Here is a 26,455-nt window from a genome sequence, read left to right on the forward strand (position 1 = left end):
AACCAGCTTATTTCACCCTGTGCTTGTGCAGATGAAGAAGGCTAGGTCGTTTCTGATACCGAACAGGCCATGGGAAGTATCAGCTTTGGAGTACCTCGATTAACTTTATTGGGTGTTTTGTTTACCGAATAAAGATATTAGGTCTTTGGCGAATACCCGTCTTAGGGAGATGTGTATTCGCCATTTTTTTACCTTACGAGTTAGCAAGGGTAAGCCATAGATTTACCCATATAAAGGAAGAAGCATGTCGGCAAATAACCAAAACAATCAAACGCTGAGCCCCATACCTAATACCCAACCACAACTTAATTTTTGGCAAATATTTAATATGTGTTTTGGATTCTTAGGGATCCAGTTCGGTTTCGCCCTGCAAAATGCCAATGTCAGCCGAATATTTCAAACGCTGGGCGCTGATATTGAAGCGATCCCTATTTTATGGATAGCGGCGCCGCTAACGGGGTTAATAGTGCAGCCTATCATTGGCTATTTAAGTGATAACACCTGGAACGTGTTAGGTCGCCGCCGTCCCTACTTTCTCATTGGCGCAGTGTTAACTACCCTGTCTTTATTTGTAATGCCGCACTCGCCTACCCTTTGGATAGCCGCGGGTATGCTGTGGATTATGGATGCGTCAATCAACATTGCAATGGAACCTTTTCGTGCCTTTGTTGGCGATAATTTGCCGCAAAATCAACGCACCCAAGGCTATGCCATGCAAAGCTTTTTCATTGGTATAGGTGCGGTCATCGCTTCAGCGTTACCTTATATACTCACCAACTACTTTGATGTGACTAACACAGCGCCAGCTGGCGAAATCGCCGATTCAGTGCGTTATGCATTTTATTTTGGTGGGGCGGTACTGTTTTTGTCCGTTGGCTGGACCGTGATTTCAACCAAGGAGTATTCACCTCAGGAGCTGGCACATTTTCATCAACAGGAGTCAGCACAACAACACTTACAACCTGCTAACACACGTACTGTCAATCAATACCGCTATGGCGCATTTGTGTGGATGGCTATCGGTGCAATATTTACAGCAGCAATTATCGTTAACGACTTAGATAAACAACTGTATATTTTAAGCTTAGGCATTTTTTCCTTTGGTCCATTACAACTAATTTGCTCAATTAAGCTTGCTAATAAGCAGCAACAACCCCGCAGTAGCCTTGGTTTAGTGTTCAATGTGATAGATGATTTATTTCACATGCCTAAAGCCATGCGTCAATTAGCTGTGGTGCAATTTTTTGCATGGTTTGCATTATTTGCCATGTGGATATATACCACTGCTGCGGTAACGGCTCACCATTATGGTACGACCGATGTGGTCAGCCAAGCATACAATGATGGTGCCGATTGGGTGGGTATGTTATTCGCCTCATATAATGGCTTTGCGGCAATTGCAGCAATCATTATCCCATTTTTAGCCAAAGCGGTTGGCATTAAGCTTACCCATACCATCAACATGTTTCTTGGTGGTATCGGCTTGATCAGTTTCTACTTTATTCAAGACCCAACACAGTTATGGATCCCAATGATTGGCGTTGGTTTTGCTTGGGCATCTATTTTGTCAGTGCCTTACGCCATGTTATCAGGGGTGTTACCACCGCAAAAAATGGGCGTATACATGGGAATATTTAACTTTTTCATCGTGATCCCTCAACTACTGGCCGCCAGCATTCTTGGACTGTTATTGAAGTTATTCTTTGATGGTCAACCGATTTACGCCGTGGTACTAGGCGGCATATTTATGATGGTTTCAGGTATCGCGGTGTTATTTGTTGATCAAAACAAACACACCCAATAGCACATTTTCAATCAATATTTTAATAACATAAACAATAAAATTTTGGGGTTTTTCATGTTAAAGGCGTCTTCTGTTATCAAAAAATCGGCATTAACCAGTGCCATCACCATTGGGTTACTTGGATTATCCGCCTGCTCCGATAATCAATTGGCTAACGACGTTACGCTTGCTACAACAGCGGTAAATTCTGTCGCCCCAGGTGCACCTGGAGTTGATCCTGTGTGGGCATTTTCTGGTAAAACCGGTATTGGCACCTCGTATGAGCCCTACACTGATGGACAATATCAAGGCACACAAGCTAACCCAATCAGCAAAGTATGGTTTTCTGTCGCGCAAGGCATTTTAACTGAAACCATGTATGGCATGATCCACAATGCACAGTTAAAAGAACTGCAATTTGTGATTGTGGGTAATGGATTTATTGACACTGAAAAAGACCATACCAACAGCACTATTGAATATTTACATACCGATGCGCAAGGCCGACCACTGTCTTTAGCTTATAAAATAGTGAATCAAGACAAGGACGGAAAGTACCAGATCGAAAAGCATATTTTTACCGATCCAAACCGTGACAGTTTAATGATGAAAGTGGTATTTACCGCTTTTGAAGATGGGATAACTCCCTACCTTTATGCTAACCCACATATTGATAATAGTGGCGCCAATGACATTGCTCAGGTTGAAGGTAATGCACTATTTGCCCACACCAGTGCCGCTGATTCATCGGTGTTAACCATCCGCTCAGATGTTGATTTTGTAAAAGCTAGCGCGGGTTTTGTTGGCACATCTGATGGCTTAATTGATTTGGCTGACAACGGTCAATTAGACAATACCTATCAAACCACTGCCGCCGATAAAGCCACAGTAGGGAATGTCGCGATGACCGCGCAGTACCCTACCCTTAATAGCAACAGCTATACGGTGAACTTCACCTTGGGTTTTGGCGCGGATAAACAAGCCAGTTTAGACAATGCCAATTCGACCTTAGCATCGGGCTATGACGCGGTATTAAGCGCATACCTTGGTGATGATAAGCATGTTGGTTGGAAAGATTATTTATCCTCACTCGCTCCACTTACCTCTATGGCTAACAACACCACAGATGGAGGCAAATTACTTTACGCCAGTGCTTTAGTGTTAAAAGCTCAGGAGGATAAAACCCATGCCGGCGCCTTAATTGCGTCACTGTCTAATCCTTGGGGAGACTCGGTTTCTGCCAAGGTGGGTAGCACGGGTTATAAAGCCGTTTGGCCGCGGGATTTTTACCAATGCGCGATGGCATTTTTAGCCATGGGTGATACCCAAACGCCTAAAGTGGCATTTGAATACCTGAAAAAAGTGCAAGTGACAGAGCAAACTCCAGGTTATCAAGGCACCCCTGGATGGTTTTTACAAAAAACCCATGTAGATGGTGAAATTGAATGGGTGGGTGTACAGCTTGATCAAACCGCAATGCCTATCATGCTTGGCTGGAAATTATGGCAAGCTGGCGTACTGACCGATGCCGAAGCAACCAAGTGGTATCAGCAGATGCTTAAACCTGCGGCAGATTTTTTAATCACAGGTGGTAAGGTAAAACTGGATTGGAATGATACTCAAATCAATCCTCCTAGTACTCAGCAAGAACGCTGGGAAGAGCAAGCAGGATATTCACCCTCAACCACAGCAGCTGTAATAGCAGGCTTAGTTGCGGCTAGTGAACTCGCAACCCTTGCAAAAGATCCCAACAGCGCAGTGTACTTAAACGCAGCCCGTAAACTTGAGTCAGAACTATCTACCTCTATGGTGACTAATACTGGCGAATTTGCACAAAATGATAACGGTGAAACAAAGCCATTTTACCTGCGAATTAGTCCAAACGGCACCCCAAATACCGCCGACAAATTACTCGACAACAATGGCAAAACGGGCATAGACCAACGTTTAATTTTAGATGCTGGATTTTTAGAATTAGTTCGCTACGGGGTTAAAAATGCCCAAGATCCTATTATTCAAAACAGTGTCATGTTAGTGGATAACACTGAATTGGAGGATAATTTAAGGATCAAGTATGAATTTACTGCTAAAGATGGCAGTAAAATTCCGGGTTATCGCCGTTATGGTAACGATGGATATGGCGAGGATATTGTCACAGGCTTAAGTTATGCCGAAAAAGGCAATACAGAGCAACAACGTGGACGCGTATGGCCATTTTTTACCGGTGAGCGGGGGCATTATGAATTAGCACTGGCTAAAGCCTCAGGCAATCTTACTCCAGCCACTAAAAGCCAACTGATCAATACCTATGTACAAGGTATGGAAACTTTTGCCAATCAAGGCTTAATGTTACCAGAACAGTCTTGGGATGGTGTGGGTAACACAACACGTTACCAATACACCCTAGGGCAAGGAACCAACTCAGCCACACCGTTGGCCTGGACCCATGCTGAATATGTAAAATTGGTTCGCTCCATGACCGACGAACAGGTTTGGGACCACTACCCCATTGTTGAGCAAAAACTACAACCTTAGTATTGGCATAAACCATAGCCAAATCTTAAAGGGGTCAACCCTAGACCCGCAATAGATGATAACAAACACCAATACCGTTAATTTATCCAGATTAGCGGTATTTTTTTATCGACTTTGCTTGTTAATTAGTAATGAAATTGATACTACTAGTAGTGCAACTTTGGTCGTAAAGAACCAAATGTTAGCTTAATAAAATCTCAAAAATAGGATATTTAACAATGGAATGGTATGTAAAAGTATTAAAACAATATTTTGTATTCAGTGGACGAGCACGTCGTAAAGAATATTGGATGTTCACTTTATTCAATTTTATTGTGAGCTTTGTATTATCACTCGTTGATATGGGCATAGGCAGTTTTGATGAAGTCACAGGTTTGGGTGCACTGAGTGGTATTTATACCTTATTAGTGCTGATCCCAAGTATTGCGGTTGCAGTGAGACGCTTACACGACACCAATCATTCTGGCTGGTGGTTGTTAATTGGTTTAATCCCTTTACTGGGCGCCTTGTTCTTACTAGTCGTATTCTGTTTTGATAGTAAAGAAGACAATGAATATGGTCCAAACCCTAAAATGTTAACTGATGATGCATTAAACGCGTAGTTTGAGCTCAACCGTCAGGATACCAAAACGGGAAAATACTCCCGTACACCAACAAATCAGTACTATACAAGATAGTTTCCTTGTGAATATTATTGATAACAGGTGAAAAAACTGCAAAAACAAAAAAGCATCTTGAAACCTTTGCGAGCGTATCAAGATGCTTTTTTTGTATCTAAAAGGTTTCAAGATATCCAATGAATTCGCCATTGTGCGAGTCTAACGGCTCATGTTTTGTCTTTCCTCACAGATACAATTCAACGTTTATATTCTTGAGTGAGCCTTATTAATCTATTTAACAATCAGATGGATCGGGTAGTTCAATAATAGGAGAAGTTGTCGCCGTCGCTTGTGTATATTGTAAAAAGCATGTAATCGGCGCACCAGTTTGCCAAAAAAAGCCAATACTATTTGGTTTATCGAAAATCCACTCTGTAGTGATAGTTGGGTCTGAAGGATCATCACCTTTAGAAATACTCATGTCTAATGCGACCGCAAAATCATTAAAGTTTGGTCTTATATAACCATAACCAATAGTAACCTCTACATTATTGGCCGGATCAGCAGCAGATACTATGACGATATCTGTTTTGGGGGATTTTTCTACCCCCTGAATCGCAGCTTTTGAGTAAATTAATGTGTTAGAACCATTAATTGCAGCCTTTAAGCCCTGCAACGCTGAAAAATAAGCATCACTTTGCAGGTTAATAAATTTAGGTGCTGCTGTAACGGCTAAAATCCCTAAAATAATAATCACAACTACCAGCTCGATAAGAGTAAAGCCCTGATTATTTCCTTTTTTCATATATTTGCACTCAATTTGGACGAATATATTAACTCTAGTTGATGGTCACACTCATTTCCAAACAAGTCAGTAAAAAATAAAGGCTTAAAAATCAAAACTTAGCGTTTAAAACTTCAAATGATTGGTGCAATTGATAAGGTCTTAATTAGCGGCTCAGGGTAAAGCTTTAGGGCTGTAGAGGACAGATATTATTTAATGGCTTTATCATCCCTGAATAGCAGGGTCGCTGATGGTTCCCAAATTAATCTTACATTGACCTTAATGTTCATACCTTCTTATTCTTTATATTGTTAACTCAATGCCAAACATCATGAGTCCGTATCAAACCGTTTATTAGGAGCCTTAGTTTAGATACAAAGTGCGGTTACTTCACACCTTTTACCCGTTGACTGTGATGATTTATCAAACTCAACTTGCAATTTGTTAATTTTACCCACAACGGCCCTAGATAAATTTACATTCTCGATGACAAAGCAGCCATTTGACTCACACCTTTTATCAAACCTAATATGTTCATCACCGTGAGAGCCAATTCCATAGCTATCTATCACGATAAATGCAGGCGCTTTTGCTAGAATACAATCAACAACATCAGTTTTAAGTGAGGTATCCATTGCGCCATAGTCGGGGGTGCCATAACCATTTATCTCAACATTCCCAGTAAAGATTACCAGTGCTTTTCCAGAAATATCTAAGTGTTCAAAATCACTCAATAAAGGCATTCTATCCGTACAGTCGATAACTTGCGCGGCCACTTCATATTTTGCCTGTTCTGGCTCAGACTCATAACAATCAATATGTGTTCCTATATGACCAAAAGCACTTACCGAGTCCGACTGTTTTTTAGCCCACTCATATGCAGGATGCCCCTCTTCTATCAGCAAGCTTAGTTGTTTTTTGTACATAAAACCTCTACAAAATTGAAACCATTGAAAGCGATTTCGTTGTTCAGCGATGTCAATTGATGGCTAAGCCAATATGAGTGATGAATTGAATAAAACCAAGGTCTTACAGATTGACACCAGACGTTATTGTTCATTTTCAGAACTTGTCACCAGCAACATACTGACCATCGACATGTATTTTGATTTTTACGGTAAAAATGGCATAAACAAACACTTCAATAAGGTGCTCAACACCTTCTACTACAATCTTTTTTGCTACCAATGGTGAGTTTTTATTCAGCGACAAATATGAATCATCCTGTGCTAATATTTTGCCATCTACAATTAACTTTGCGCCACTTAACCAAGTATTTTCAAACCTGATGTGCGTATTTGCTATCGTTGTTTCTACAACTTTTTTTGGCACAGATAATTCCTCATTGTACAATGCCGCAATAAACAGCTAAGAAATAGTTGGCTAAAATGTGAAGCGGAACCGAGCCAACTATTATGTGGCAGTAATTTAATTGCCTTGTTATCTTTTAGTTAAGTGATGCAATATACGCCTCAGACTTTTTGCGATAACTTTCTTCAAAAGCAATAATTGCAGCAACAACACCCGAGCCTAATAAAACATACATGGCTGACGGGAATATAGCTGTTGATAAAACAAAGAATTGATTAATGCCAAATCCCGTTTTCATGAAGAAAGAAGCGATAAAGGCAACAATCGATAAAACAATAGCAATTAGCGCTAAAACAGTTGTAATCCTTGTGATTAGCAATAACAAAGGTAAGTTTTGTGTTGATAAATTATTATACGGTTTCATAGTTGAATCCTTTCATTGAAATATAACCTCGCCATAAGTCCACGACGGTAGGACCGTTGGGAGCGTATTTAATGGCCTTGTCAGGGTTGCTACTCAAATGCTTTACATAATGTGCCCTGATGAAAAATCATTTGCCACCTCCCATTTATCAGAGACCATATTGAACATCGTAATGAGTAAATCGCGCTTGTATCACCACCTTTTACCATTACAGCTTTATAAAGTAACTGGGCACAATTTGGCGCTAAATGTCTTAATTCATATTCAGATGCTCTGATCTTAGGAGGCAATTCTGATGGCAGACGCTCCAGAGCTTCTTTTTTTCCAAATCGAACTCCAGAACAACCAATTTCAGTGAACTCATCCGCAATTAGTTCATCCAATTCGCCGTATGAAGCTCTGGTCTCAGCCTCAAATAAATGCTCTTCTAATTCAATGAGCTTCGCCTTTAGATTTTCCACCAAGTCTCCAAGTAACCTAACTCCCTATGCAGGGAAAACTTTAAAACAGGCTATCTATAATTAGGAGCAAAGCGACGGAAGCCTGCTTAAAATTGTCCCGTTAACTTTGCTTGTTAGTTTACATTTACACCAATACTAATGAAAACACACTTAACCAAATTAATTGAAAGCCATAAGATAAGCGTTGATGAATGCCTGGGTTACTTTTATTTTTAACCGCTTTAGCCATAGCAAATAGATAATAAACTGCTGCTACGACAGAAAAAATTGAAAAAATTCGAAGGAATAGTGGGATAACTTCAGTTGTTGGACTTATTGCAATTAAAATTGGAGCTACAACCAACGAAAGTAGCATGATAAACCCAGCCCAAGAATGTACTTTACAATTGAATGTTGGATTCTTTGTAAATGGATCAGCATCCATTGGGAAGTAACCTGCCACCCATGTACCAATACCATGAACGATCACTAACCAGCCAGCAATGTTAACCAAGATTGAAACGTTTGAAAGTTGTGCAACATACCAACCAAAAAAGCAAAATAGAAAGCCTAGGGGATAGTTATTAATTAAGGGAGATAATTTTTCAGTTGGACTACCTGTCGCACCTAATTCACTACAAAATTGTTTAGAATGATCGTAACCAGCATAAAATCGACCTGCTACATAAACACCAATAAAGATCCAGATTGTTGCAATTAATCCTGAATAGATCGCAATACTTTCAAACACTTCCAAAATCCTTTTTGTAAACTAATGCTGCTTAAGCGGACTAAAATTGTTGGTTATAATGTGGAGCGAAGCGGAACATAACCCACTGTTTTTGCTCCATTTAAATGCCTTTTTAACATTCTATTTTAACAACTTGGAAAATAAACCTTTGAAATAAGCGTTGTTTGAGTCAATAGCGATCTTAAACCTTTTAGTGCCCGAGCCATCGCCAACTTCAGTATTTATAAGGCTAATGATTTCATACCTCATTATATTAAGTTTAGAGCCAATATCTTCCTCAACAAACCACTTTAACAATGATACTTTATCTTCACCAAACTCTGTAGATTTAGCTCTAAAATCCATCATTAACTTTACTACTTCACAATTTTTTAACTCTAGATTCTCAGACACTATATCACTTGATACTACGTGAAGTTTATCTAGTGATGCGTTCATGTTTTTGGTTGCTTCTATTAAATTTGAATGGAAAATGTCATCTTTTACTGATGGGTCAATAAGACTCAGTAGAGCTGAACGGTATTCACTAAAGTGCTTAATATATTCTAGTGAGGCATCCTTTTTACGAGTTAAATTAAGATCATCTAAATGTTTTAACCTGTTGAAAGCTACTGCAACAAAACCACCAATCATCGCCATAAAAGCTACCGCATAGTGAGGTATCGATACATTCGCTATTTGGCTGGATATAAAACCTGATGCAAATACCAAAACTAGAACCAATAATATTTCTCTTGTCGACATTTTATAAATACTCTAAATAATGGGGAAATCTCAAGAATGCTAACGAGCCTGTACAATGTCTATTTTTAGACATTTAGCCATTTTTTAGGCCTCCTATATCGCTTTCTAAGCGATGCATTTGAGCCCCCTAAAATCACCTAAAGATTTGACCATATGAGTAATTCTACAACCTCAACGCCGCCATAAACTGCGCGACCTGATATTTCAAAGGATTGAAAAGCGTCAGGCAGCATTGTTTATATCAAAATAAATCGCACTAAGTGAGCCTCTATATGTGTTAGACCTTCGGCTCTTGCTGTGTCGTGCAATGAATGCCTCCACCGCCTGCCGCAATGCCGTCAATGTTGATCTGGACCACTTCTCGCCCAGGAAACACTTTTTGCAGTTCGCGTTTAGCTGCAGCATCGGCTTGCGGATCACCAAATTCAGGGGCAATAACGGCACCATTACAGACATAGAAATTAATGTAGCCAGCGGCGAAGTCGTCGTTTGCAAACTTCTCTCGAACCTTTGAAGGTGCCTCAAGAACAACAACCTCCAATTTGCGGCCTTCGACATCCGTTGCATTACGCAAAATTTCCAAATGTCGTTTTGTCACCGCGTGATCGAAAGACTCAGGATCAGGATCATAGCCAGCGATAACCACCCCAGGGCGAGCAAAGCGGGCGTAAAAATCCGTATGCCCATCGGTAATGTCTTTGCCCTTGATGCCAGGCAACCAAATGATCTTCTCCAACCCAAGTAACCGCTTCAGTTCCTGCTCGCACTGAGCTTTACTCACACCCGGATTGCGGTTGTCGTTTAGCACGCAACTCTCGGTAATGATCGCCGTACCGTGCCCATCAACCTCGATACCGCCTCCTTCAAGTACTAAGTCGGTCTGGATACGTCGTACAGCAGCATGTTGAGCAACGAACGAGGCGACTTCAGCATCGTAGTCAAAGTCCTGCTTCTCTCCCCATCCGTTAAAATTGAAGTCAACCGCTGCTTTGTCACCATTCTCCGTCACGACAAAAACTGGGCCCGTGTCGCGCATCCACAAATCATCAAGCGGGCAGACAATCAGCTCAACCTTGTTCCCCACCAGTTGTTGGGCTAATTGCAAGTCAGATTGGCGAACCAGCATTGAAACAGGCTCGTACTTTGCTATGGTCAGAGCAATTGTCGCCAAGTTGCGCTGCACTTCTGGCAATAGCTTCTTACCCCATATTACTCGGCTGGCTCCAAAAGCCATCCATGTACGCTGGTGTGGGTCACTCTCGTCTGGCATGAACCAAACGTCTTTACTATTCGCCATCGCGAATACTCCTTTCACTCCGCCAAGCAGAGTGGCTGCGGTGAGAAGACCAGATGATTTAATGAAGGTGCGCCGAGTGGGCATGAAGTTTCTCTCCCCGAAGGTCTAACGAGCCTGTAGAATTACTCGTTTTATAATTTATTTTGATTAATGAACAAACAATATCTGACTCTATATTTTGATTCAATTATTTAGTGATGTTTCGATTATTATTTAACATGCAGTTTTGTGGTTTTTTTAGTGCGCTTTAAGAGGTATTGAGACGGGGTTATAGTATTTTCAAAGTAAAAAGGGCTTCCCCTTCTTAGTGCATCGCGTTGGGACTGGAAACGCCACGCGTTGACAGTCCCGCTTGAGGCGTTTGTTATGTGCGAGGTTAAGAGTGCGCTTTAACGTACTTTTTAACCTTTTTCATAGCCATTTGACGCTTAAGTGGCGAAAGATAGTCAATAAATAGATTACCCGATAAATGATCTATTTCGTGCTGCATTACGATGGCTAGAAACTCATCACTTTCGATGGTTATTGGCTTACCTTCGCGGTCTAAAGCAGTCACAACAACTGAAGTAAAACGCTCTACGTCTGCATAGTAATCAGGAACTGATAAACAACCTTCTTGACCCAATACTTTATCCGAGCCACTAACCACTTCTGGGTTAACCAAAATTAACGGTTCATCTCGACTTTCTGAAAGGTCGATAATAACAACTGCCTCTTTACGACCAACTTGAGTCGACGCCAAACCGATACCATTGTCAGTCGCATATAGCGTTTCCAACATATCGTCTATTAATGTTTGTACCGTCGTAATATCTTGCACCTTTTCCGCTTTAACCTTAAGCCTTGGATCCAGTGCAGTCAGAATTTCTAAAACTGCCATATTTTCCTTCTAATTCTTGGAAGCTCATAACGCTTTGCTTTGGGGCTGCCGAAGCGCAGCGTAGGCAGTCCCAGCGCGCAGCGCGCAGCGCGACAACAGCAACTTGTTATGTTTCATTGCGTGGAATATCAATTAGCGGCTCGGCCAATATGTTCCCATTATCGGAAGCAATCTCGGCCATAAGCTCGTAGTGAAACTTGTCAATTGGGTGTTTCAGCTGCATTGAAACCTCAAATACTCGCCTGATTGATTTGGCTCGCAGATACCAGAGAAGATATTTTTCCCCGTTTAGTTCAACCTTAAACCAAGATTCAATCTGAACCTCTTCATCTCGTAGAGTGGCTGCAGCTTCATTTAAGCGAGATGCTATCGTGCTGCGCCACTCCTCAACTTTATCTTCTGTTCCGGGCTTTAACTTGATTAGCCCTGAAGCGTATTCCATAGCTTAATTCTCTTTTGAAACATAACGCCTACAACACTTGCGCATAGGTTTGGCTTTATTTTTGCGCCTTTTCTTTTGCAAAAATGATGACAAGCCGTAATGCGTCAAGTGATTGTTTTTGTTAGGCAGCATTATCGCACAATTTCAATTTCATGGGTTGAGCATACAATGCTGATATCTCTCGGAGCCTTTCTAATGAACCATAAGGCTCAAAACCAGTAGTTTTATATAAATGAACAGCAGCAATATTGGTAGTTGTTACTGCTAAAGAAATACTCTCAAAATCAAATTCTTTTGCCCACGAGATGATTTTTTTCAACAGTAAACGACCTACACCTTGTCCGCGAACACTAGGAGAAACCCACATTTGATAAATATGAGCCGTTTTATCATACGGATTGTGAAGCAGCCCCCAAGCTAAACCTACTGCTACACCATTTAACTCAGCAATAAGTGGCAATGCATAATTCGCCCGATTATCGTGATCAAGACGAGAAATCCACTCTTCGTTAGAAAATTTAATCTCATGTTCATAAGTACTACCAAACGAATCGGGTGAGTCTTGAAGAGATAAGAGCCGGAGTTCTTTATAAATTCCCCAGTCCTCCTTATTTAAAACTCTTATTTTCAGAGTGCTCATATATGTCCTTTGATGCCTAACGCCCCACTCACCGGAATTTTGTGAGCGTAGCGAGTAAAATTTCCGTGTGCAGTGGTTTGTTAGGGTTCAATTTCTGATACGTCCAACTGTTTAGGGTACTTCTTTCGACGTGTCCAAAGCACAAAAGCGGGCATTGCAGCGTATATCACGCCCAAAACGACAAAAAATATAGGTTGCTGTTCAATTGACTTTTGAGCCGAGCTATCAGACAAAAATCCAACGATAAAATCTCTAGCTTCTTGTGGTAAAAGGCCAAAGAGAGTCATGGCTAATCCGATCACAATAGCAGTAACAAAAACAAGTTTTGGTCTATCTAGCAAGATTTTTAATGGGCCTTTCAAATTATTTCGTTTTCTCTGCATAACTCGGCCTTGATCAACAAAACCTGACGGCAGACCTTTAATTGTTCCGCTAAATGTTGGATACCTTTCTTCACTATCATGTAGCAGTTCAATGACAACCCCATCTTTAGGATCTAAGTATTCAAATTCTAAACGTAGTTTGTTAGTAGCATCCTCACAATTGATTAAAGAAAACGCATTAGCATCCTTTGTTTTCTTTAGGATTTTGTAACTCAATATCTTGTCATTTTCCTTAAAAGATATTAGCAAAGGATCGGAGTCGACCACATCACTACCATCCAGTGTTTCGGTGCCATTATTCCAAATGGTTAGTGTTGTTTTTGTGAGCCTATCTACTTCATTACCCTTATAGGTCACCTTTACATCTTTAGGCAGGTTATCTTCGTTTCTTCCAATTAATCTCAGTGACGATTTTTGATACGAAGGTTTAGCAACGCTCTTTGAAATTCTGTATGAAAAGATACCAAAAATACCAAGAATGATGCCTATTACACCTATAAGTGAGCCAACCCAGCCTTGATTAAAAAATTCAAAAATCTCTGTCACGTATAGCTATCCTTTTTTTGGACCCTAACGCCGCCAACAACGGCAGACTTGTGATTGTGAATTTTGTGCAACAATGGCGAAGCCATGCACAAAAGGCGCAAGCGCAAGGCTGTCCAGAGAGCGCAGCGAACTATGTTGCTTGGCCTTGTTAAGTGCATTTTGTAGGCTTACGCCAATAACCATACAAAATACCGAATGTAGTTAAAACTGCGACAATAATTGACGTGATATAACCTATAGCAAAGTAGATTTCTCCTTGCTCTTTGATAACAGCAACCTTCATGAATTTGTCAGATTGCATATCGTATGTGCCGATAGCCATTGCAAAAAATAATATAAAACCAACGATGGAAAGCCACCACTTTCTAGAAGCCAGATAAAAACCTATACCGCCAAAAATCACTGCCTGAACCCACATTAAGGGTATAGATGCAATTTTATCCGACACTTCTGCAAACGCATTTAGCGGAAGAATTGATATTAAAAGTATAAGTAATCGCATCTCGAACTCGGTTACCACTTAACGCCCGCGTCAACTGCCGGAGGCTACTGGCGCCTTTTGTGCGGCTTTTTGCACAAAAGGTGACAGTGGCCGGAGGTCAGATTGCACGCGCTTGTTAAGTGCTGACTTTGCGATGTACATAATACGTTACGATAGCATAACCAATGAGCATTAATAAGAAGCAAAACATTGCCTGAAGGCCTAGACCAATAGACCAAAACTTTAAGGGAGCTTCATATGCCCAGCTTTTAGCATGACCAGGAAGATTGAGTATTGCAGCAATTTGATTATATAAATGCATAGAAATTGAAGCTGAAATGGCAAGTGGAACTATACCTTTTACCGATTTAGACAGCCCACCGATAACAATGCAGACAGCAATAAGAGGAGAAAATAAGACAAGCCACCAAAAAACTGGTACAGCCTGAACTTCAGGTAACATTGGTAAGATCACCTGAATATAAATGAGGTAATCACTTAAGGCCTCGACGAGACCAACAGAAATAAAACTCCCTATTACTATCTTAATGCGCGATATCTCCAAAGCACTTAACAGCTTATTGAACGGCGCATCATTCAATGTCGGCCATTCAAGTTATTGATTAATAACATCCTAAATTTGCTATCTTATTGATGTAAAGCACTTTTTATTTCAAAAATCGCAAAACAAAGCGTGCAAAATGTTTTTCAATATTATTTTTCGACTTGCTTGCTGAAAAAACATTAAAAAATTAACATCTTATAAAACCATCACTTCAATAACATCTACTACTTATGAATGATTTTTGACCTTATATTTCGTCAATTTGCCGAAAATCATTACAACTGTATAAATGTACAGGTATAAATGAAAGCGGGCGAATTTATCAAACATAGAAATTAGTGGGGTTGAGTAAACATTAAAAAGGGAGTCGAGCGGTTCAAGTTATTGAATGGCTTCTTCTTCCCTAAATGGCGTGCTCGATGATTATGTTCGAGATAACCCAACTCTGTCCTTAATTTTTTATAATTTAACCTAGTTTATATATTTAATTCAATATTTTACTTTGATTTTTGTTGATTAAGTCACAGTGGGCCATAACGGTAATCCACACAATTGCCTGCCCTAGGCTGACCAGTAGCTGATATTTTGTCTTTTCGATTTTGCATCATTAGTCGTCTGTATTTAAAGATGGGTTGCTTAATTTGAATTGAGGCCATATTTCCAAGCAAACGTTAGGGCAAAAGTGAGTGACAGACACCCACAGTCTAATTCATTTATCTCTGCTCAATTATGGAAGACCATAACGTCAATCTAACCCATTGCCTGCCGCTGGGATGCTCAGGCAATTGATTACCATAAAGGTAAAAGCTCAAACAGACATAACCAATTCCTGCGCAGCTAGACATTAAACCAAACTCCCCTAACACCGCTCAACTAAGCATAAAAGTGCTACACATTAATGTGAACCTAGCTATGACCGTAATTTTTGCACCGCTGCCATCAAGGCCAATGCTATCGCCCCTGCTGCAACCCCAAACAACGCATTTAATACACTGGGTGTCATAGCGCCTAATACAGCACCTATATAGTCAAGTTGCGACACCCATGTTGCTGCGTGCTCAAATGACTCGCCCACGGCATGTAACCCGTGGGTAAGAATACCGCCACCTACCATGAACATGGCTATCGTACCGACCACGGTTAATGTTTTCATCAGGTATGGGGCTGCTAGAATCAGCTTCAAACCGATATATCGTCCAAAGCGGGTCAATACGCCCTCACCCTGACGCTTATTAAGATAAAAACCGAGGTCATCTATTTTTACGATTCCCGCCACTAAACCATAAACGCCAACGGTCATCACTATTGCAATAACGGACAAGGTTAAAAATTGGCTCATTAAATCTGACTCGGCAACAACGCCTAGACTAATAGCGATAATTTCAGCAGAAAGCACAAAGTCGGTTCGAATAGCCCCCTTGACCTTTTCTTGTTCATAAAGCTGTAAATCTTTCACATCTTGAGCGAGTTTGCGCTCTGCGGCTTGATCATCTTGCTGATGTTGTTGATTTCTGTGAGTGTAGGAATGGTGTAATTTTTCGAAGCCCTCGTAACACAGGAATAAGCCACCAAACATTAACAGCGGCGTAATGGCCCAGGGAATAAAAGCGCTGATCAATAATGCCGCGGGCACCAATATCAGCTTATTACGAAAAGATCCTTTCGCAACAGCCCATACCACGGGTAACTCCCGCTCAGAAGCCACACCGGAAACTTGCTGGGCATTTAATGCTAAATCATCACCCAACACCCCTGCCGTTTTACGTGCGGCAACTTTACTCATAGCCGCAACATCGTCTAAAATCGTTGCAATATCATCAAGTAATGTTAATAAACTTGCACCAGCCATAATCTCGTTATTCCTTTTTAAGCGCGTTATAACGCATATTGCCAAAGTAAACCAAATGAGTCGAAATCGTTGCCAATGCGCGTAATTACACCAGTATTGGCATAAAACTTAAGGCTATGTTGTTGATTTAACGCTAATGAATAAGTTAGACCAAAACGCGAGTTGTCCTGTTCATCGTTGGCATCCTCACCATTTTTACGGGTTTCACCACCGATAAAGTAATTTGCACTTAAAGATACCCACTGACCTTTAGCCAAACTGTAAATAAGATGGCCTTGAAGTGAATATTGAGGTGCTTTCTCTAAATAAATCCCGTTATAAAACTCATCGTTGTCTTGATAGATGCGTACCGTAGTATTTGCGCTGTAATACCAATCGCCTACTTTATATGACACACCAAACCCGGGTCTAAATACCCATTGATTAGCACCAATATTCACTAACTTACTGGCATCATAATCACCAATTGGCGCGGTCACTTGCAAACTCGCCCCCATCACAAAGCCTTCTTTGTATTGGGCAAATTCTTGACGAGTTAAAGACGGTGCACCATAAAAATTCCAGGTTAATCTGAATGTTGGGTCGCTATAACCACAACGTTCAGCTTCAACATATTCACCCTGAAATATTGCCGAGCCACTAAGACAAACCCGACTTGCCACCATGTCGAATTTTGACGAGCTGCCGCCTAAATCAAACGTTGCGGCATAGCCTAAAACCCCGGCATTGATTTCCACATCAGAGTCTTTGACCGGCACTTCAGGCGCTGGCGATAAACCGCCCTGAGAACGGCCATAACCGGCTACCACAAAGTGCATATCAATTGGGATATTCGAATAACTGCGGGGTTCTAAATCTTGTGCGAAACCATACAAGCTTACTAAGCTGCTCATAAGACAAATAGGGAGGATTATTGGTTTAATCAAGTGTCTAAATGGTCGTATTAGCATTGAATCTCTCAGTCCTTTAATGATGATTGCAACTTGAACACACTGGATAACAGTGTGTTACTGAGTTAGCTGAATACCCTTACCTCAAAATTAATCTGAGGTTGCCCCACATGAATGCCGCACAACAAGATTAGTTGGGATCAACATAGGAGAAACGTCTTGGCCTCGGATCAGTTTTAATAAACTTTCAACCAGTATTTCGCCTGCTAGTTGTGTATTTTGCTTAATGGTAGTCAAAGAGGGATTAGCAAAGCTGGCCACTGGAATATCATCATAGCCAATAATTGCAACATCAGATGGCACGTTTACTCCACGCTTCTTCAATGCCCGTAATGCACCAATGGCAATTAAATCACTGGCAGCAAAGATGGCATCAAACGCTATCCCTTTATCTAATAGTGCATTAGCAGCATCAAATCCCGAACTTTCAGTGCTTATCGCATCAAATTGTAACTGCTTGTTCGGTTTTATTTGCTGGGCTTTCAAGGCTTCACAATGACCAAGATAGCGATCTCTAAATTCAGGACTATGACTGGATGAATCCCCTAAAAATGCGATATGTTTTCTGCCTTGGGCCAGCATATGCTCAGTGGCAATCACCCCACCTTGATGATTATCACAACCAATAGATAACACTGATTTATTATTATGTTCGGCACCCCAAATAACAAAGTGGGTATTTTGTGCGAGTAGTTTTTCAAGCTTATGGGCGTAATCCATATAGTCGCCATAGCCTAATAAAATAATACCATCCGCTTTATTGCTGTCTTCATAATCAGCATGCCAATCGCTTGAAAGCTGTTGAAATGACACTAATAAATCATAACCTTGTTGCGCGGTTGCTCGCGTGATTGACCCCAACATAGATAAAAAGAAAGGGTTAATCATTGAGTCATCATTGGTGGGATCTTCACAAATTAACAGCGCCAGAGTGTGACTATTTTGAGTCCGTAAATTACTGGCGTTCTTATCCACTTTGTAATTCATTTCTTTGGCAATTGCTTGAATGCGTTGCCGAGTTTCTAAATTGACTAATGGGCTGTTTCTTAACGCGCGTGAAACCGTAGATTGGGAAACGCCTGCGCGATAAGCAATATCAATGGATGTAGCTTTAGATGCCATGTTTATCGCCTTGCCTGATTCAAGTTACACATAACTGTTCGATATTAAAGACCTAACTCATCAAGTAAATTATCGGCTTCGGCAATGGCAACCCCTTTTACGTTAGTATCTTGCTTGGGTGTGGGTTTAGATGATTTCGGTGCCTTGGATTCACTTTGACGATGGCTTTCAAATAATGAATCTGGATCAAACTCTTCATCCATTTCAAAATCTTCAGAACGCATGAATTCAGTTTTATCCATTGCAAATTCGAGGTAGAAAATATGATTGTTTTCAGTGCGAAATGACACACGACGCGCGACTGCGTTATCAAGATTAGTATCAACAGAAATAGTTAACTCTTTGTTTATGGTTAACATTTTAGGTTGACTTTGACTAATAGAGGTTTGCAGTTCTTTCGAAATTTTGCCGATGAAATCACCTAAAATTTGATTCATCAACTCGCCCATTACGTTGGCAACATCATCTGAAGTGTGCGAAAAAGCCAATTCAGTTTCTGGCATGCCCATATTAATCATATAACGGCGGTATATCTCAATTGCGGCATCTGCTGAAAAGTTGATCACAACTAGGCCTGAAAAGCCGCCATCAAAAATAGAAAAACAGCCTAAGTCAGGTTTTAACCGGGTACGTGAAATAGACTGCACCATACCAGCGTGGGTAACATGGCTTGCACTGGTACTGGAAAGTACATGGGAAACTGAATGGCAGAGTTTTAACAAAATATCGTCATTGTTAACGGTTTGATATGCATTCATGGGGGACACCTTATTTTTATAATTGTTCTAATCTTGCGGGTAAAATGATAAAAAATCAAAATTAAAACAACTCTTTAGCTCAATAAGTCAGCTAAAAAAAGTGATTAACGATTAACCTATTGATTTAAGGTTAATTTTAATAGCTTAGCCGTGGGACAACGTTTTAGAAAAAATTTGTTCTAACCTCACAAATTTATGACAATAAACACTACAAACTCTGCTTACTCTTATATCCTAGCCTCATCTTGATTTGACCACTTGAGGGCAGAAATGATCGCATCATTACGGCAGTTAACTATATTAAAACGTTTGTTCATTATGCTTATTTTAGCAGCTATCGGCACTGTGTGTTTTGGCAGTTTTTCCGTCAAAGAACAATATGACAATTTGATCCATGAGAAACACCATCAATTAGAAAGCAATATTGCCCTTTTCATTGCAACAGCAAATGAGTTAACAGCAAGTCAATATGATGATAATCAACTTATTGAGCTACTCGACGGTATCAATCAACACAGTCAAAATCCCATTTATCTATTTGATAGTCACCAACAATTACTGTCGCAAACATCAGATCCACTTTTTACGACCCATATTGCCAAATTAACCGATACCAAAGGTAAATTTAGTGTCAGCCATTTACTTGATCAAGCTAAAAATCAATCCCATGCCAATGCCACAATTGAATTCAATATTAACGGCCGCTCGCATACCCGCTTACTGACCGCACAATATGATCGTCAACGAGGATATTTCGTTGTCTCAAACGCAAACACCGATGATATAAACACTAACCTTACACGCATCACCATCAATTATTTGATTATTATGCTGATGATATCGGTGCCGATTTTCATCTTTTTCTTATTACTGAATAGTTCAATCACGACCCCCATCAATACTGTTATTGCGACCATGCAGGACATTGCCGCAGGTGAAGGTGATTTACGCCGCCGCCTAAATGAAAATGGCAAAGATGAAGTCTCTGAATTAGCTAAAGCCTTCAATTTGTTTGTGATAAAAATTGCCAATGTGGTTGGCGAGCTAAACCCAATTGGTCAGCAATTAAATATTAATGCCAGAGAATTATTAACATCGGTAAGCACCTCTCAACACAGTAGCCAAAACGTCAATCAAGAAACCCAAAGCGTGGCCGCTGCCATTCATGAAATGCTGATGACCACTCAAGATATGGCGCGTAATACCCAGCAAACGGCAGAAAGTGCCAGCGCAGTAACAACCCAAGCTCAACATGGGCAGCAATTGATGCAATTAACGGTTAGCCAAAGTGAAGCACTAGGCAACGAATTACGTCATAACGTAGAGGTCAGTGAGACCTTGTCGCAATCTTCTAATGAAATTAGCTCAATTTTAGACGTTATTAAAGGCATCGCAGATCAAACTAACCTCCTTGCACTAAATGCTGCAATTGAAGCGGCAAGAGCTGGCAGCCATGGCCGTGGATTTGCGGTTGTAGCCGATGAAGTCAGGGCTCTGGCCAATAGGACTCAAGATTCAACCAATGAGATCAATCAAATCGTTGCAAAAATTCATCAAGGCATCGCTTTATTGAAGCAAAGCAATAGCGAAACGTTACAACAGTCTGACGACTTGCAGTCAAAGGCTCGCCAATCTAGCGAGGCGATGGCTATTATCTTATCGCTGGTCGGCAATATTAATGATATGACCAACCAATTAGCTAGCGCCACCGAGCAACAAGCAATGGTAACCGAAGAGGTTAATATCAACATCAATGCGATTTCAGATCTCACCGCCCAAGTGGTCAAAGCCAATGAAGTCAATGAACATGAAGCAAATGCGTTACAAAACATCAGCCAAAAAATGGACAATACGTTAAAACAATTTAAGATTTAGCCAACAAAAAAGTCAGTCGAATTGCTTGCTTTGATGGCTTAGTACATTAAGGTATAGTAATTCGGTTTTAGTCTTAGTCCTTTAAAAGAGCCTCATCAATATGTATCAAAAAACCGTTACTATTACCGCGCCACATGGTATTCACACTCGACCAGCCGCTTTACTGGTTAAAGAGGCAAAAAGCTTTGATTGTGATGTGATAGTTGAATGTAATGGTAAACAAGCGAGTGCTAAAAGTTTATTTAAACTACAAACCCTTGGGTTATACCAGGGTGTTGAGGTAACGGTAATAGCCCAAGGTGAGCAGGCTCAACAAGCCGTTGAAAGGGTTTCAGAACTTCTCATTACCTTAAGCTAAGAGGTTATCATGCAGGTAAATGGCATTGTGGTATCAACGGGTGTAGCATTTGGACAAGCACTCAATATTAGTCCCCACCCTCAACCACTTGATCTGCGTTTACTGCCTATTGCCAATATCGATTCTGAAAAAGACGCCTTAAAAAAAGCTATTCTTCATCTCATTAGCTACCTTCAAGACTGTCAACAACGGGTTTGTTCCTCTTGCGATACGTTTCAATTAATTGATGCCGATATATTGCAGCTTGAAGATGAAACACTTGTTACTGACATACAGCAGCATATTGAACAATATCGCGTCAGTGCTGCTGTAGCAGTAGAACGTATTTTTAACGAGCAAGCATTGGCCATTGCCGATATTGACGATCCCTATCTTGCTAATCGTAGCCAAGATATTTTGTTACTCGCCAAGCGTTTGATCACCACTTTGCAGGGAAAAAGTCAGCACGATTTATCAACACTCACTGAAAATACCATTTTACTGGCAGATGACCTCACCCCCGCCGACTTTGCCATGCTGCCGCTTAAGTTTATTAAAGGCATAGTATTAGAGTCAGGAGGCTTAACCAGTCACACCGCTATATTAGCCCGCTCAGCCGGTATTCCTGCGTTACTCAATTGTCCTTGGTCCAGCCAAGACAGTCATATTGAAGATGGTGCAGTGTTGATCCTCGACGCCATTGAAGGTGTGCTTTACATCCAACCTGATGTTGAAATGCAAATATCGCTTGAGCATAAGCACGTAGAACATCTCAAGCAGCAGCAAGCGTTACTGGTGTACAAAGATAAACCGAGCCACACCCTTGATGGTCATGCCTTAACTTTACGTGCCAATGTGGGTAATTTAAGTGATATTAGTTCACTAATGTTGGTTGGAGCTGAAGGCATTGGCTTATTCAGAACAGAATTTTTACTCATGAATGCCCAGGCATTGCCTGATGAAGACCAGCAATACAAACTTTACACAGATGCGTTACAAGCATTAAATGGACAAACGTTTTCCATTAGAACATTTGATGTTGGCGCGGATAAAGACATTCCTTGCTTACAGCAGCATACTGAAGAAAACCCCGCACTCGGGGTAAGAGGTATTCGTTACAGTCTGCTCAACCCTAAAATGTTTATTGTGCAAACTAAAGCAATTTTGCGGGCAGCCTGCCATGGTGACATTCGATTAATGTTCCCTATGGTAAGTCAAATTGAAGAGTTGCTTCAGGCATTTGAGCTAATAGAGCAGGCAAAACAACAACTGGTTGAGCAAGGCAAAAAATTTGGCAGTGTTAAATATGGCATTGTGGTTGAAACGCCTGCAGCGGTTTTATCATTAGAAAGTATGTTGCCCTATTTAGATTTTGTCAGTATTGGCAGTAATGATTTAACGCAATATACTCTTGCAGCTGATCGTACTAACCTCAAATTAGCTAACTTATATCCGCCATTATCACCAGCGGTACTCAGATTAATTGCCATGACGATTGAAAAATGCCATCAGGCAAAGGTTAAAGTCTGTTTATGTGGGGAACTCGCAAGCAATGCAAACGTCTTACCATTGTTGATGGGTTTGGGATTGAATGAACTTAGCATTAATCCCGCCAGTTTACTTGCGGTTAAAGCGCGTATTGTCGAGGGTAATTTCAGTGCTTTTTATCAGCATGCTCAATCGGTTAAGCAACTTATTACCAACGCAGCGATTGACGAAGCCATAAAATCGTTTAACGTAAGCAGTAAACACTTATTCGGCAAATAGAACCCCCGCCAACTATGCTAATACACACTGATACGGTCGATTTAAGATTAATCAGAGTATTTAGTTGAGCTTAGAATGTGTTATAAGTTGCCAATAGACAACTATAATCAAAACAACAATAACAAGAGGCTTGCTCTAATGGGATTTTTAAGCCGTATTCGACGACTAATTTCAGGCCAACCAGAACTCACTGGTGGTATCGCTATTTATGCGCCGGTTTCAGGACAAATTGTGCCAATCGAAAAAGTACCCGATGTGGTATTTGCTGAAAAAATCGTGGGTGATGGTATTGCCATCAATCCCGAAGGTGAATTTATTCTGGCACCCATTGACGGCACCATAGGAAAGATTTTTGAGACCAATCATGCTTTTAGCATTGAGTCGCCACAGGGGTTAGAACTTTTTGTTCACTTTGGCGTTGGCACTGTAGAGCTTCGTGGTAATGGTTTTAAACGACTTGCCGAAGAAGGGCAACAAGTTAAAGCCGGTGAGCCGATTTTGTCTTTTGATTTAGCCTTCTTACAGGGACAAGTGGAAAGCCTATTAACCCCTGTGGTACTTGCTAATATGGAAGACATTAAAGGGTTAGATAAGTCCCCGCAAGGTCATGTTACCGCAGGTAAAGACATTATTTTTACCGTTCAGCTGTCATAGAAAAGATAGCCCTTAAATTACCTCACAGAACTCACGAGATGTGAGTGACACAAAGCAGATATTGAATATCTGCTTTTTTCATTTTTGTCATCAATAATGGGTGAAATATCTTCAAACACGCGCCTTTATCTTGTTCAAGCTTATTCACAATGCCACAATGTTGCATCACACCCCAAAGCGCAGTAAATCATTAAGGGAGTATTCAGATTGAAGTTATATGGTATTAAAAATTGCGATACAGTTCGTAAAGCGCGTAAATGGTTAGAAGCACATAACATTGACCACCAATTTCATGACTTTCGTGAACAACCTCTGACTCAGGAAAGTGTTGCTCAATGGTGTCAAATCCTAGGTTGGGAAACGGTATTTAACAAGCGTAGTACCAGTTTTAGAGGCCTTGATGAAGCTCAAAAAACCGATTTGACCGAACAAAAAGCCATCGCTTTAATGCTGGAACACCCAACCCTAATCAAACGTCCCGTACTAGAAAGCCAATCCAAGGTAATGGTTGGTTTCAAAGATGCTGACTATCAAGCGTGGTTCAAATAATGAGTAGTGTTATTGATTTAGCCAAAAATTTACTTTCTCGCGCCTCGGTAACGCCACTCGATGAAGGTTGCCAGCCATTAATGGCCGAACACCTGAGTAAAATTGGATTTAATATCGAATCTATGGTGTTTCACGATACCACTAATTTGTGGGCTCGTCGCGGTACTGAAGCTCCTGTTTTTTGCTTTGCAGGCCATACTGACGTTGTGCCTACAGGCGATTTAAGTCGTTGGCATACACCACCTTTTGACCCGACCATTATTGATGGCTATTTGCATGGCCGTGGTGCTGCCGATATGAAAGGATCTTTGGCGGCTATGATCATTGCCACTGAGCGCTTTGTCGCCAAGCATCCTGATCATAAAGGCTCAATTGCCTATTTGATCACAAGTGATGAAGAAGGCCCATTCATTAATGGCACGCCCAAAGTGATTGAAACCCTTGAAGCCCGTAATGAAAAAATTACCTGGGCGTTAGTTGGCGAACCCTCATCAACCCACAAACTGGGTGATGTGGTGAAAAATGGTCGCAGAGGTAGCTTAACAGGCAACCTAACGGTGAAAGGTATTCAAGGGCACGTTGCCTACCCTCACCTAGCAGACAACCCCATTCATAAAGCTTCACCGGCATTAGCAGAACTGGCACAAATGCACTGGGATAACGGCAATGAGTTTTTCCCTCCGACCAGTTTTCAAATAGCGAATATCAACGGTGGAACGGGGGCATCCAATGTGATCCCTGGTGACCTCCAGGTCATGTTTAACTTTAGATACTCAACCGAAGTGACTGCTGAAGAATTGATCCAGCGAGTACTGAGTTTATTAGACGCGCACGGATTAGATTACGACATTAATTGGGTATTCAATGGTCTACCATTTCTAACCGGCGATGGACCATTACTTGAAGCCACTAAGCAAAGTATTCGTGAAATCACTGGCTATGATACCGATCCACAAACCTCAGGTGGCACATCTGATGGGCGTTTTATTGCCCCTACTGGTGCGCAGGTTATTGAACTAGGTCCTGTTAATGCGACTATTCACAAAATCAATGAATGTGTCAGTACTGCGGATCTTGAGTTACTCACCCTTTGTTATGAGCGTATATTGGAAAAACTATTGTGCGACTAGGTACAATTAGCGAGGCGACAAACTCAACAATTATGCATCCAAAACTATATGGCTTGGATGCATCTGCATTAGTTGAGTTTGAATCTTTACTATTACAAAGCGATACCGCGACGGCATTTGCGGCTATGCGAACTGCGGCACAAAAAGATGGCATTCAACTTGCCATCTGCTCAGCATATCGCAGTTTTGATAAACAATTATCTATTTGGAATGCCAAAGCAACAGGCAAACGTCAATTGCTTGATTTACAGCATCAACCAATTGACTTCATGTCTTTGTCATCACAACAAATTATCGACTCAATTTTACTTTGGTCTGCACTTCCTGGTACATCTCGACATCATTGGGGCACAGATATCGATGTGTATGACGCCAATAATATCAACCGTGATAATTTGCAATTAGTCGCCAAAGAATATCAAGCTGGTGGCCCTTGCCACAGCTTATATCTGTGGTTACTGCAAAACGCACAGCAATTTGGTTTTTACTTTCCTTTTCAACACGGAAAAAGTGGCGTCAGCACTGAGGAATGGCATTTAAGTTACTTTCCTATCGCTAGCGGTTACACTAGCCTATTTTGCGGACAAGACTTAGCAAAAGTACTGGATAATGCCGAATTTGAGCTAAAGCAGCCTACATTAACTCAACTTGACAAACTGGTTAGCCATTACGTTAAATTTGTTGCTCATCCACCATGTTAACCAATAACTATATTGGATCAGTTCATCAAGTACTGCATTTTTTAACTATGCATAAAACTGATAGGTAGCGATAAACAAGTTCAATAAATTAGGCTGCTGACATCCACCACCCTGATTATTTTTGGGTTATATTTTTACTGGCAGCGAACAATCATCAA

At 40.9% G+C, this 26,455-nt stretch carries 28 protein-coding genes; 10 read left to right on the forward strand and 18 right to left on the reverse strand.

Going from position 1 to position 26,455, the window contains the following annotated elements; all coding sequences use genetic code 11:
- Nucleotides 1–244: 244 nt before the first annotated feature.
- The 3 genes from ORI98_RS02480 to ORI98_RS02490 all read left to right on the forward strand — a co-directional run bounded on the left by ORI98_RS02480 (nt 245) and on the right by ORI98_RS02490 (nt 4,920).
- Nucleotides 245–1,804, forward strand: coding sequence for an MFS transporter (locus ORI98_RS02480; protein WP_306134121.1), 1,560 nt, complete (start codon nt 245–247; stop codon nt 1,802–1,804).
- Nucleotides 1,805–1,858: 54 nt separating this feature from the next.
- Nucleotides 1,859–4,318: a glycoside hydrolase family 15 protein gene (locus ORI98_RS02485; RefSeq protein ID WP_306134122.1), complete on the forward strand. Its 2,460-nt coding sequence runs from the start codon at nt 1,859–1,861 to the stop codon at nt 4,316–4,318.
- A gap of 218 nt (nt 4,319–4,536) precedes the next feature.
- Complete coding sequence (locus ORI98_RS02490; protein ID WP_261299209.1) at nt 4,537–4,920, forward strand: DUF805 domain-containing protein; 384 nt, start codon at nt 4,537–4,539, stop codon at nt 4,918–4,920.
- A 292-nt stretch (nt 4,921–5,212) separates the two neighbouring features.
- On the opposite strand, the gene ORI98_RS02495 is transcribed toward ORI98_RS02490, so the two are convergent.
- From ORI98_RS02495 to ORI98_RS02580, 18 genes are all read right to left on the reverse strand, one after another.
- Entirely contained in the window at nt 5,213–5,722 is a 510-nt protein-coding gene (locus tag ORI98_RS02495; RefSeq protein ID WP_306134123.1) for a type II secretion system protein, read from the reverse strand.
- A 347-nt stretch (nt 5,723–6,069) separates the two neighbouring features.
- Nucleotides 6,070–6,627, reverse strand: coding sequence for a hypothetical protein (locus ORI98_RS02500; protein ID WP_306134124.1), 558 nt, complete (start codon nt 6,625–6,627; stop codon nt 6,070–6,072).
- A 136-nt stretch (nt 6,628–6,763) separates the two neighbouring features.
- The gene (locus ORI98_RS02505; RefSeq protein ID WP_306134125.1) at nt 6,764–7,033 is read right to left on the reverse strand and encodes a hypothetical protein; all 270 of its coding nucleotides are present in this window, start codon (nt 7,031–7,033) and stop codon (nt 6,764–6,766) included.
- Nucleotides 7,034–7,148: 115 nt separating this feature from the next.
- Complete coding sequence (locus tag ORI98_RS02510) at nt 7,149–7,436, reverse strand: hypothetical protein (protein WP_261299984.1); 288 nt, start codon at nt 7,434–7,436, stop codon at nt 7,149–7,151.
- An 89-nt stretch (nt 7,437–7,525) separates the two neighbouring features.
- The gene (locus tag ORI98_RS02515) at nt 7,526–7,897 is read right to left on the reverse strand and encodes a nuclear transport factor 2 family protein (RefSeq protein WP_261299985.1); all 372 of its coding nucleotides are present in this window, start codon (nt 7,895–7,897) and stop codon (nt 7,526–7,528) included.
- A gap of 124 nt (nt 7,898–8,021) precedes the next feature.
- The gene (locus ORI98_RS02520; RefSeq protein WP_306134126.1) at nt 8,022–8,627 is read right to left on the reverse strand and encodes a DUF998 domain-containing protein; all 606 of its coding nucleotides are present in this window, start codon (nt 8,625–8,627) and stop codon (nt 8,022–8,024) included.
- Nucleotides 8,628–8,747: 120 nt separating this feature from the next.
- Complete coding sequence (locus ORI98_RS02525) at nt 8,748–9,371, reverse strand: hypothetical protein (RefSeq protein ID WP_306134127.1); 624 nt, start codon at nt 9,369–9,371, stop codon at nt 8,748–8,750.
- Between the two features lie 277 nt (nt 9,372–9,648).
- Nucleotides 9,649–10,668, reverse strand: a complete 1,020-nt coding sequence (locus ORI98_RS02530) for an agmatine/peptidylarginine deiminase (protein WP_306134129.1) — start codon at nt 10,666–10,668, stop codon at nt 9,649–9,651.
- 376 nt (nt 10,669–11,044) lie between these two features.
- Complete coding sequence (def, locus tag ORI98_RS02535; RefSeq protein ID WP_306134130.1) at nt 11,045–11,548, reverse strand: peptide deformylase; 504 nt, start codon at nt 11,546–11,548, stop codon at nt 11,045–11,047.
- A 106-nt stretch (nt 11,549–11,654) separates the two neighbouring features.
- Nucleotides 11,655–11,990 (reverse strand): DUF6176 family protein, encoded by a 336-nt coding sequence (locus ORI98_RS02540; protein WP_306134131.1) that lies wholly within the window; start codon nt 11,988–11,990, stop codon nt 11,655–11,657.
- Nucleotides 11,991–12,111: 121 nt separating this feature from the next.
- A complete protein-coding gene (locus ORI98_RS02545; RefSeq protein ID WP_306134132.1) occupies nt 12,112–12,630 on the reverse strand; it encodes a GNAT family N-acetyltransferase in 519 nt (172 codons plus the stop codon).
- Between the two features lie 80 nt (nt 12,631–12,710).
- Nucleotides 12,711–13,559, reverse strand: a complete 849-nt coding sequence (locus ORI98_RS02550; protein WP_306134133.1) for a hypothetical protein — start codon at nt 13,557–13,559, stop codon at nt 12,711–12,713.
- A gap of 148 nt (nt 13,560–13,707) precedes the next feature.
- Nucleotides 13,708–14,061, reverse strand: a complete 354-nt coding sequence (locus ORI98_RS02555; RefSeq protein ID WP_306134134.1) for a hypothetical protein — start codon at nt 14,059–14,061, stop codon at nt 13,708–13,710.
- A 115-nt stretch (nt 14,062–14,176) separates the two neighbouring features.
- Nucleotides 14,177–14,641: a hypothetical protein gene (locus ORI98_RS02560; RefSeq protein ID WP_306134136.1), complete on the reverse strand. Its 465-nt coding sequence runs from the start codon at nt 14,639–14,641 to the stop codon at nt 14,177–14,179.
- 874 nt (nt 14,642–15,515) lie between these two features.
- The gene (locus ORI98_RS02565) at nt 15,516–16,454 is read right to left on the reverse strand and encodes a DUF808 domain-containing protein (protein ID WP_306134137.1); all 939 of its coding nucleotides are present in this window, start codon (nt 16,452–16,454) and stop codon (nt 15,516–15,518) included.
- Between the two features lie 26 nt (nt 16,455–16,480).
- Nucleotides 16,481–17,347, reverse strand: a complete 867-nt coding sequence (locus ORI98_RS02570) for a transporter (RefSeq protein ID WP_306134138.1) — start codon at nt 17,345–17,347, stop codon at nt 16,481–16,483.
- Nucleotides 17,348–17,494: 147 nt separating this feature from the next.
- Nucleotides 17,495–18,526, reverse strand: a complete 1,032-nt coding sequence (locus tag ORI98_RS02575; RefSeq protein ID WP_306134139.1) for a LacI family DNA-binding transcriptional regulator — start codon at nt 18,524–18,526, stop codon at nt 17,495–17,497.
- Nucleotides 18,527–18,570: 44 nt separating this feature from the next.
- Entirely contained in the window at nt 18,571–19,284 is a 714-nt protein-coding gene (locus ORI98_RS02580; RefSeq protein WP_306134140.1) for a DUF3334 family protein, read from the reverse strand.
- Nucleotides 19,285–19,554: 270 nt separating this feature from the next.
- Between ORI98_RS02580 and ORI98_RS02585 the strand changes: the two genes are divergently transcribed.
- From ORI98_RS02585 to ORI98_RS02615, 7 genes are all read left to right on the forward strand, one after another.
- On the forward strand, nt 19,555–21,159 hold the full coding sequence (locus ORI98_RS02585; protein WP_306134141.1) for a methyl-accepting chemotaxis protein: 1,605 nt from the start codon (nt 19,555–19,557) through the stop codon (nt 21,157–21,159).
- A gap of 100 nt (nt 21,160–21,259) precedes the next feature.
- Entirely contained in the window at nt 21,260–21,517 is a 258-nt protein-coding gene (locus ORI98_RS02590; protein ID WP_226410078.1) for an HPr family phosphocarrier protein, read from the forward strand.
- Between the two features lie 9 nt (nt 21,518–21,526).
- Nucleotides 21,527–23,263, forward strand: a complete 1,737-nt coding sequence (gene ptsP / locus ORI98_RS02595; RefSeq protein ID WP_306134142.1) for a phosphoenolpyruvate--protein phosphotransferase — start codon at nt 21,527–21,529, stop codon at nt 23,261–23,263.
- Nucleotides 23,264–23,401: 138 nt separating this feature from the next.
- On the forward strand, nt 23,402–23,917 hold the full coding sequence (crr, locus tag ORI98_RS02600) for a PTS glucose transporter subunit IIA (RefSeq protein ID WP_188839594.1): 516 nt from the start codon (nt 23,402–23,404) through the stop codon (nt 23,915–23,917).
- Nucleotides 23,918–24,124: 207 nt separating this feature from the next.
- The gene (locus ORI98_RS02605) at nt 24,125–24,466 is read left to right on the forward strand and encodes an ArsC family reductase (protein ID WP_261297803.1); all 342 of its coding nucleotides are present in this window, start codon (nt 24,125–24,127) and stop codon (nt 24,464–24,466) included.
- Nucleotides 24,466–25,596 carry a succinyl-diaminopimelate desuccinylase gene (gene dapE / locus ORI98_RS02610; protein ID WP_261297804.1) on the forward strand — a complete coding sequence of 377 codons (1,131 nt, stop codon included), beginning with the start codon at nt 24,466–24,468 and terminating at the stop codon, nt 25,594–25,596. The genes ORI98_RS02605 and dapE overlap by 1 nt, the downstream gene beginning before the upstream one ends.
- Nucleotides 25,587–26,297 carry a M15 family metallopeptidase gene (locus tag ORI98_RS02615; RefSeq protein WP_306134143.1) on the forward strand — a complete coding sequence of 237 codons (711 nt, stop codon included), beginning with the start codon at nt 25,587–25,589 and terminating at the stop codon, nt 26,295–26,297. The genes dapE and ORI98_RS02615 overlap by 10 nt, the downstream gene beginning before the upstream one ends.
- The last annotated feature ends 158 nt before the right edge of the window (nt 26,298–26,455 follow it).

It is taken from the genome of Shewanella sp. ULN5 (genome assembly GCF_030731885.1).
In the GTDB taxonomy this organism is placed as follows: Bacteria; Pseudomonadota; Gammaproteobacteria; order Enterobacterales; family Shewanellaceae; genus Shewanella; species Shewanella holmiensis.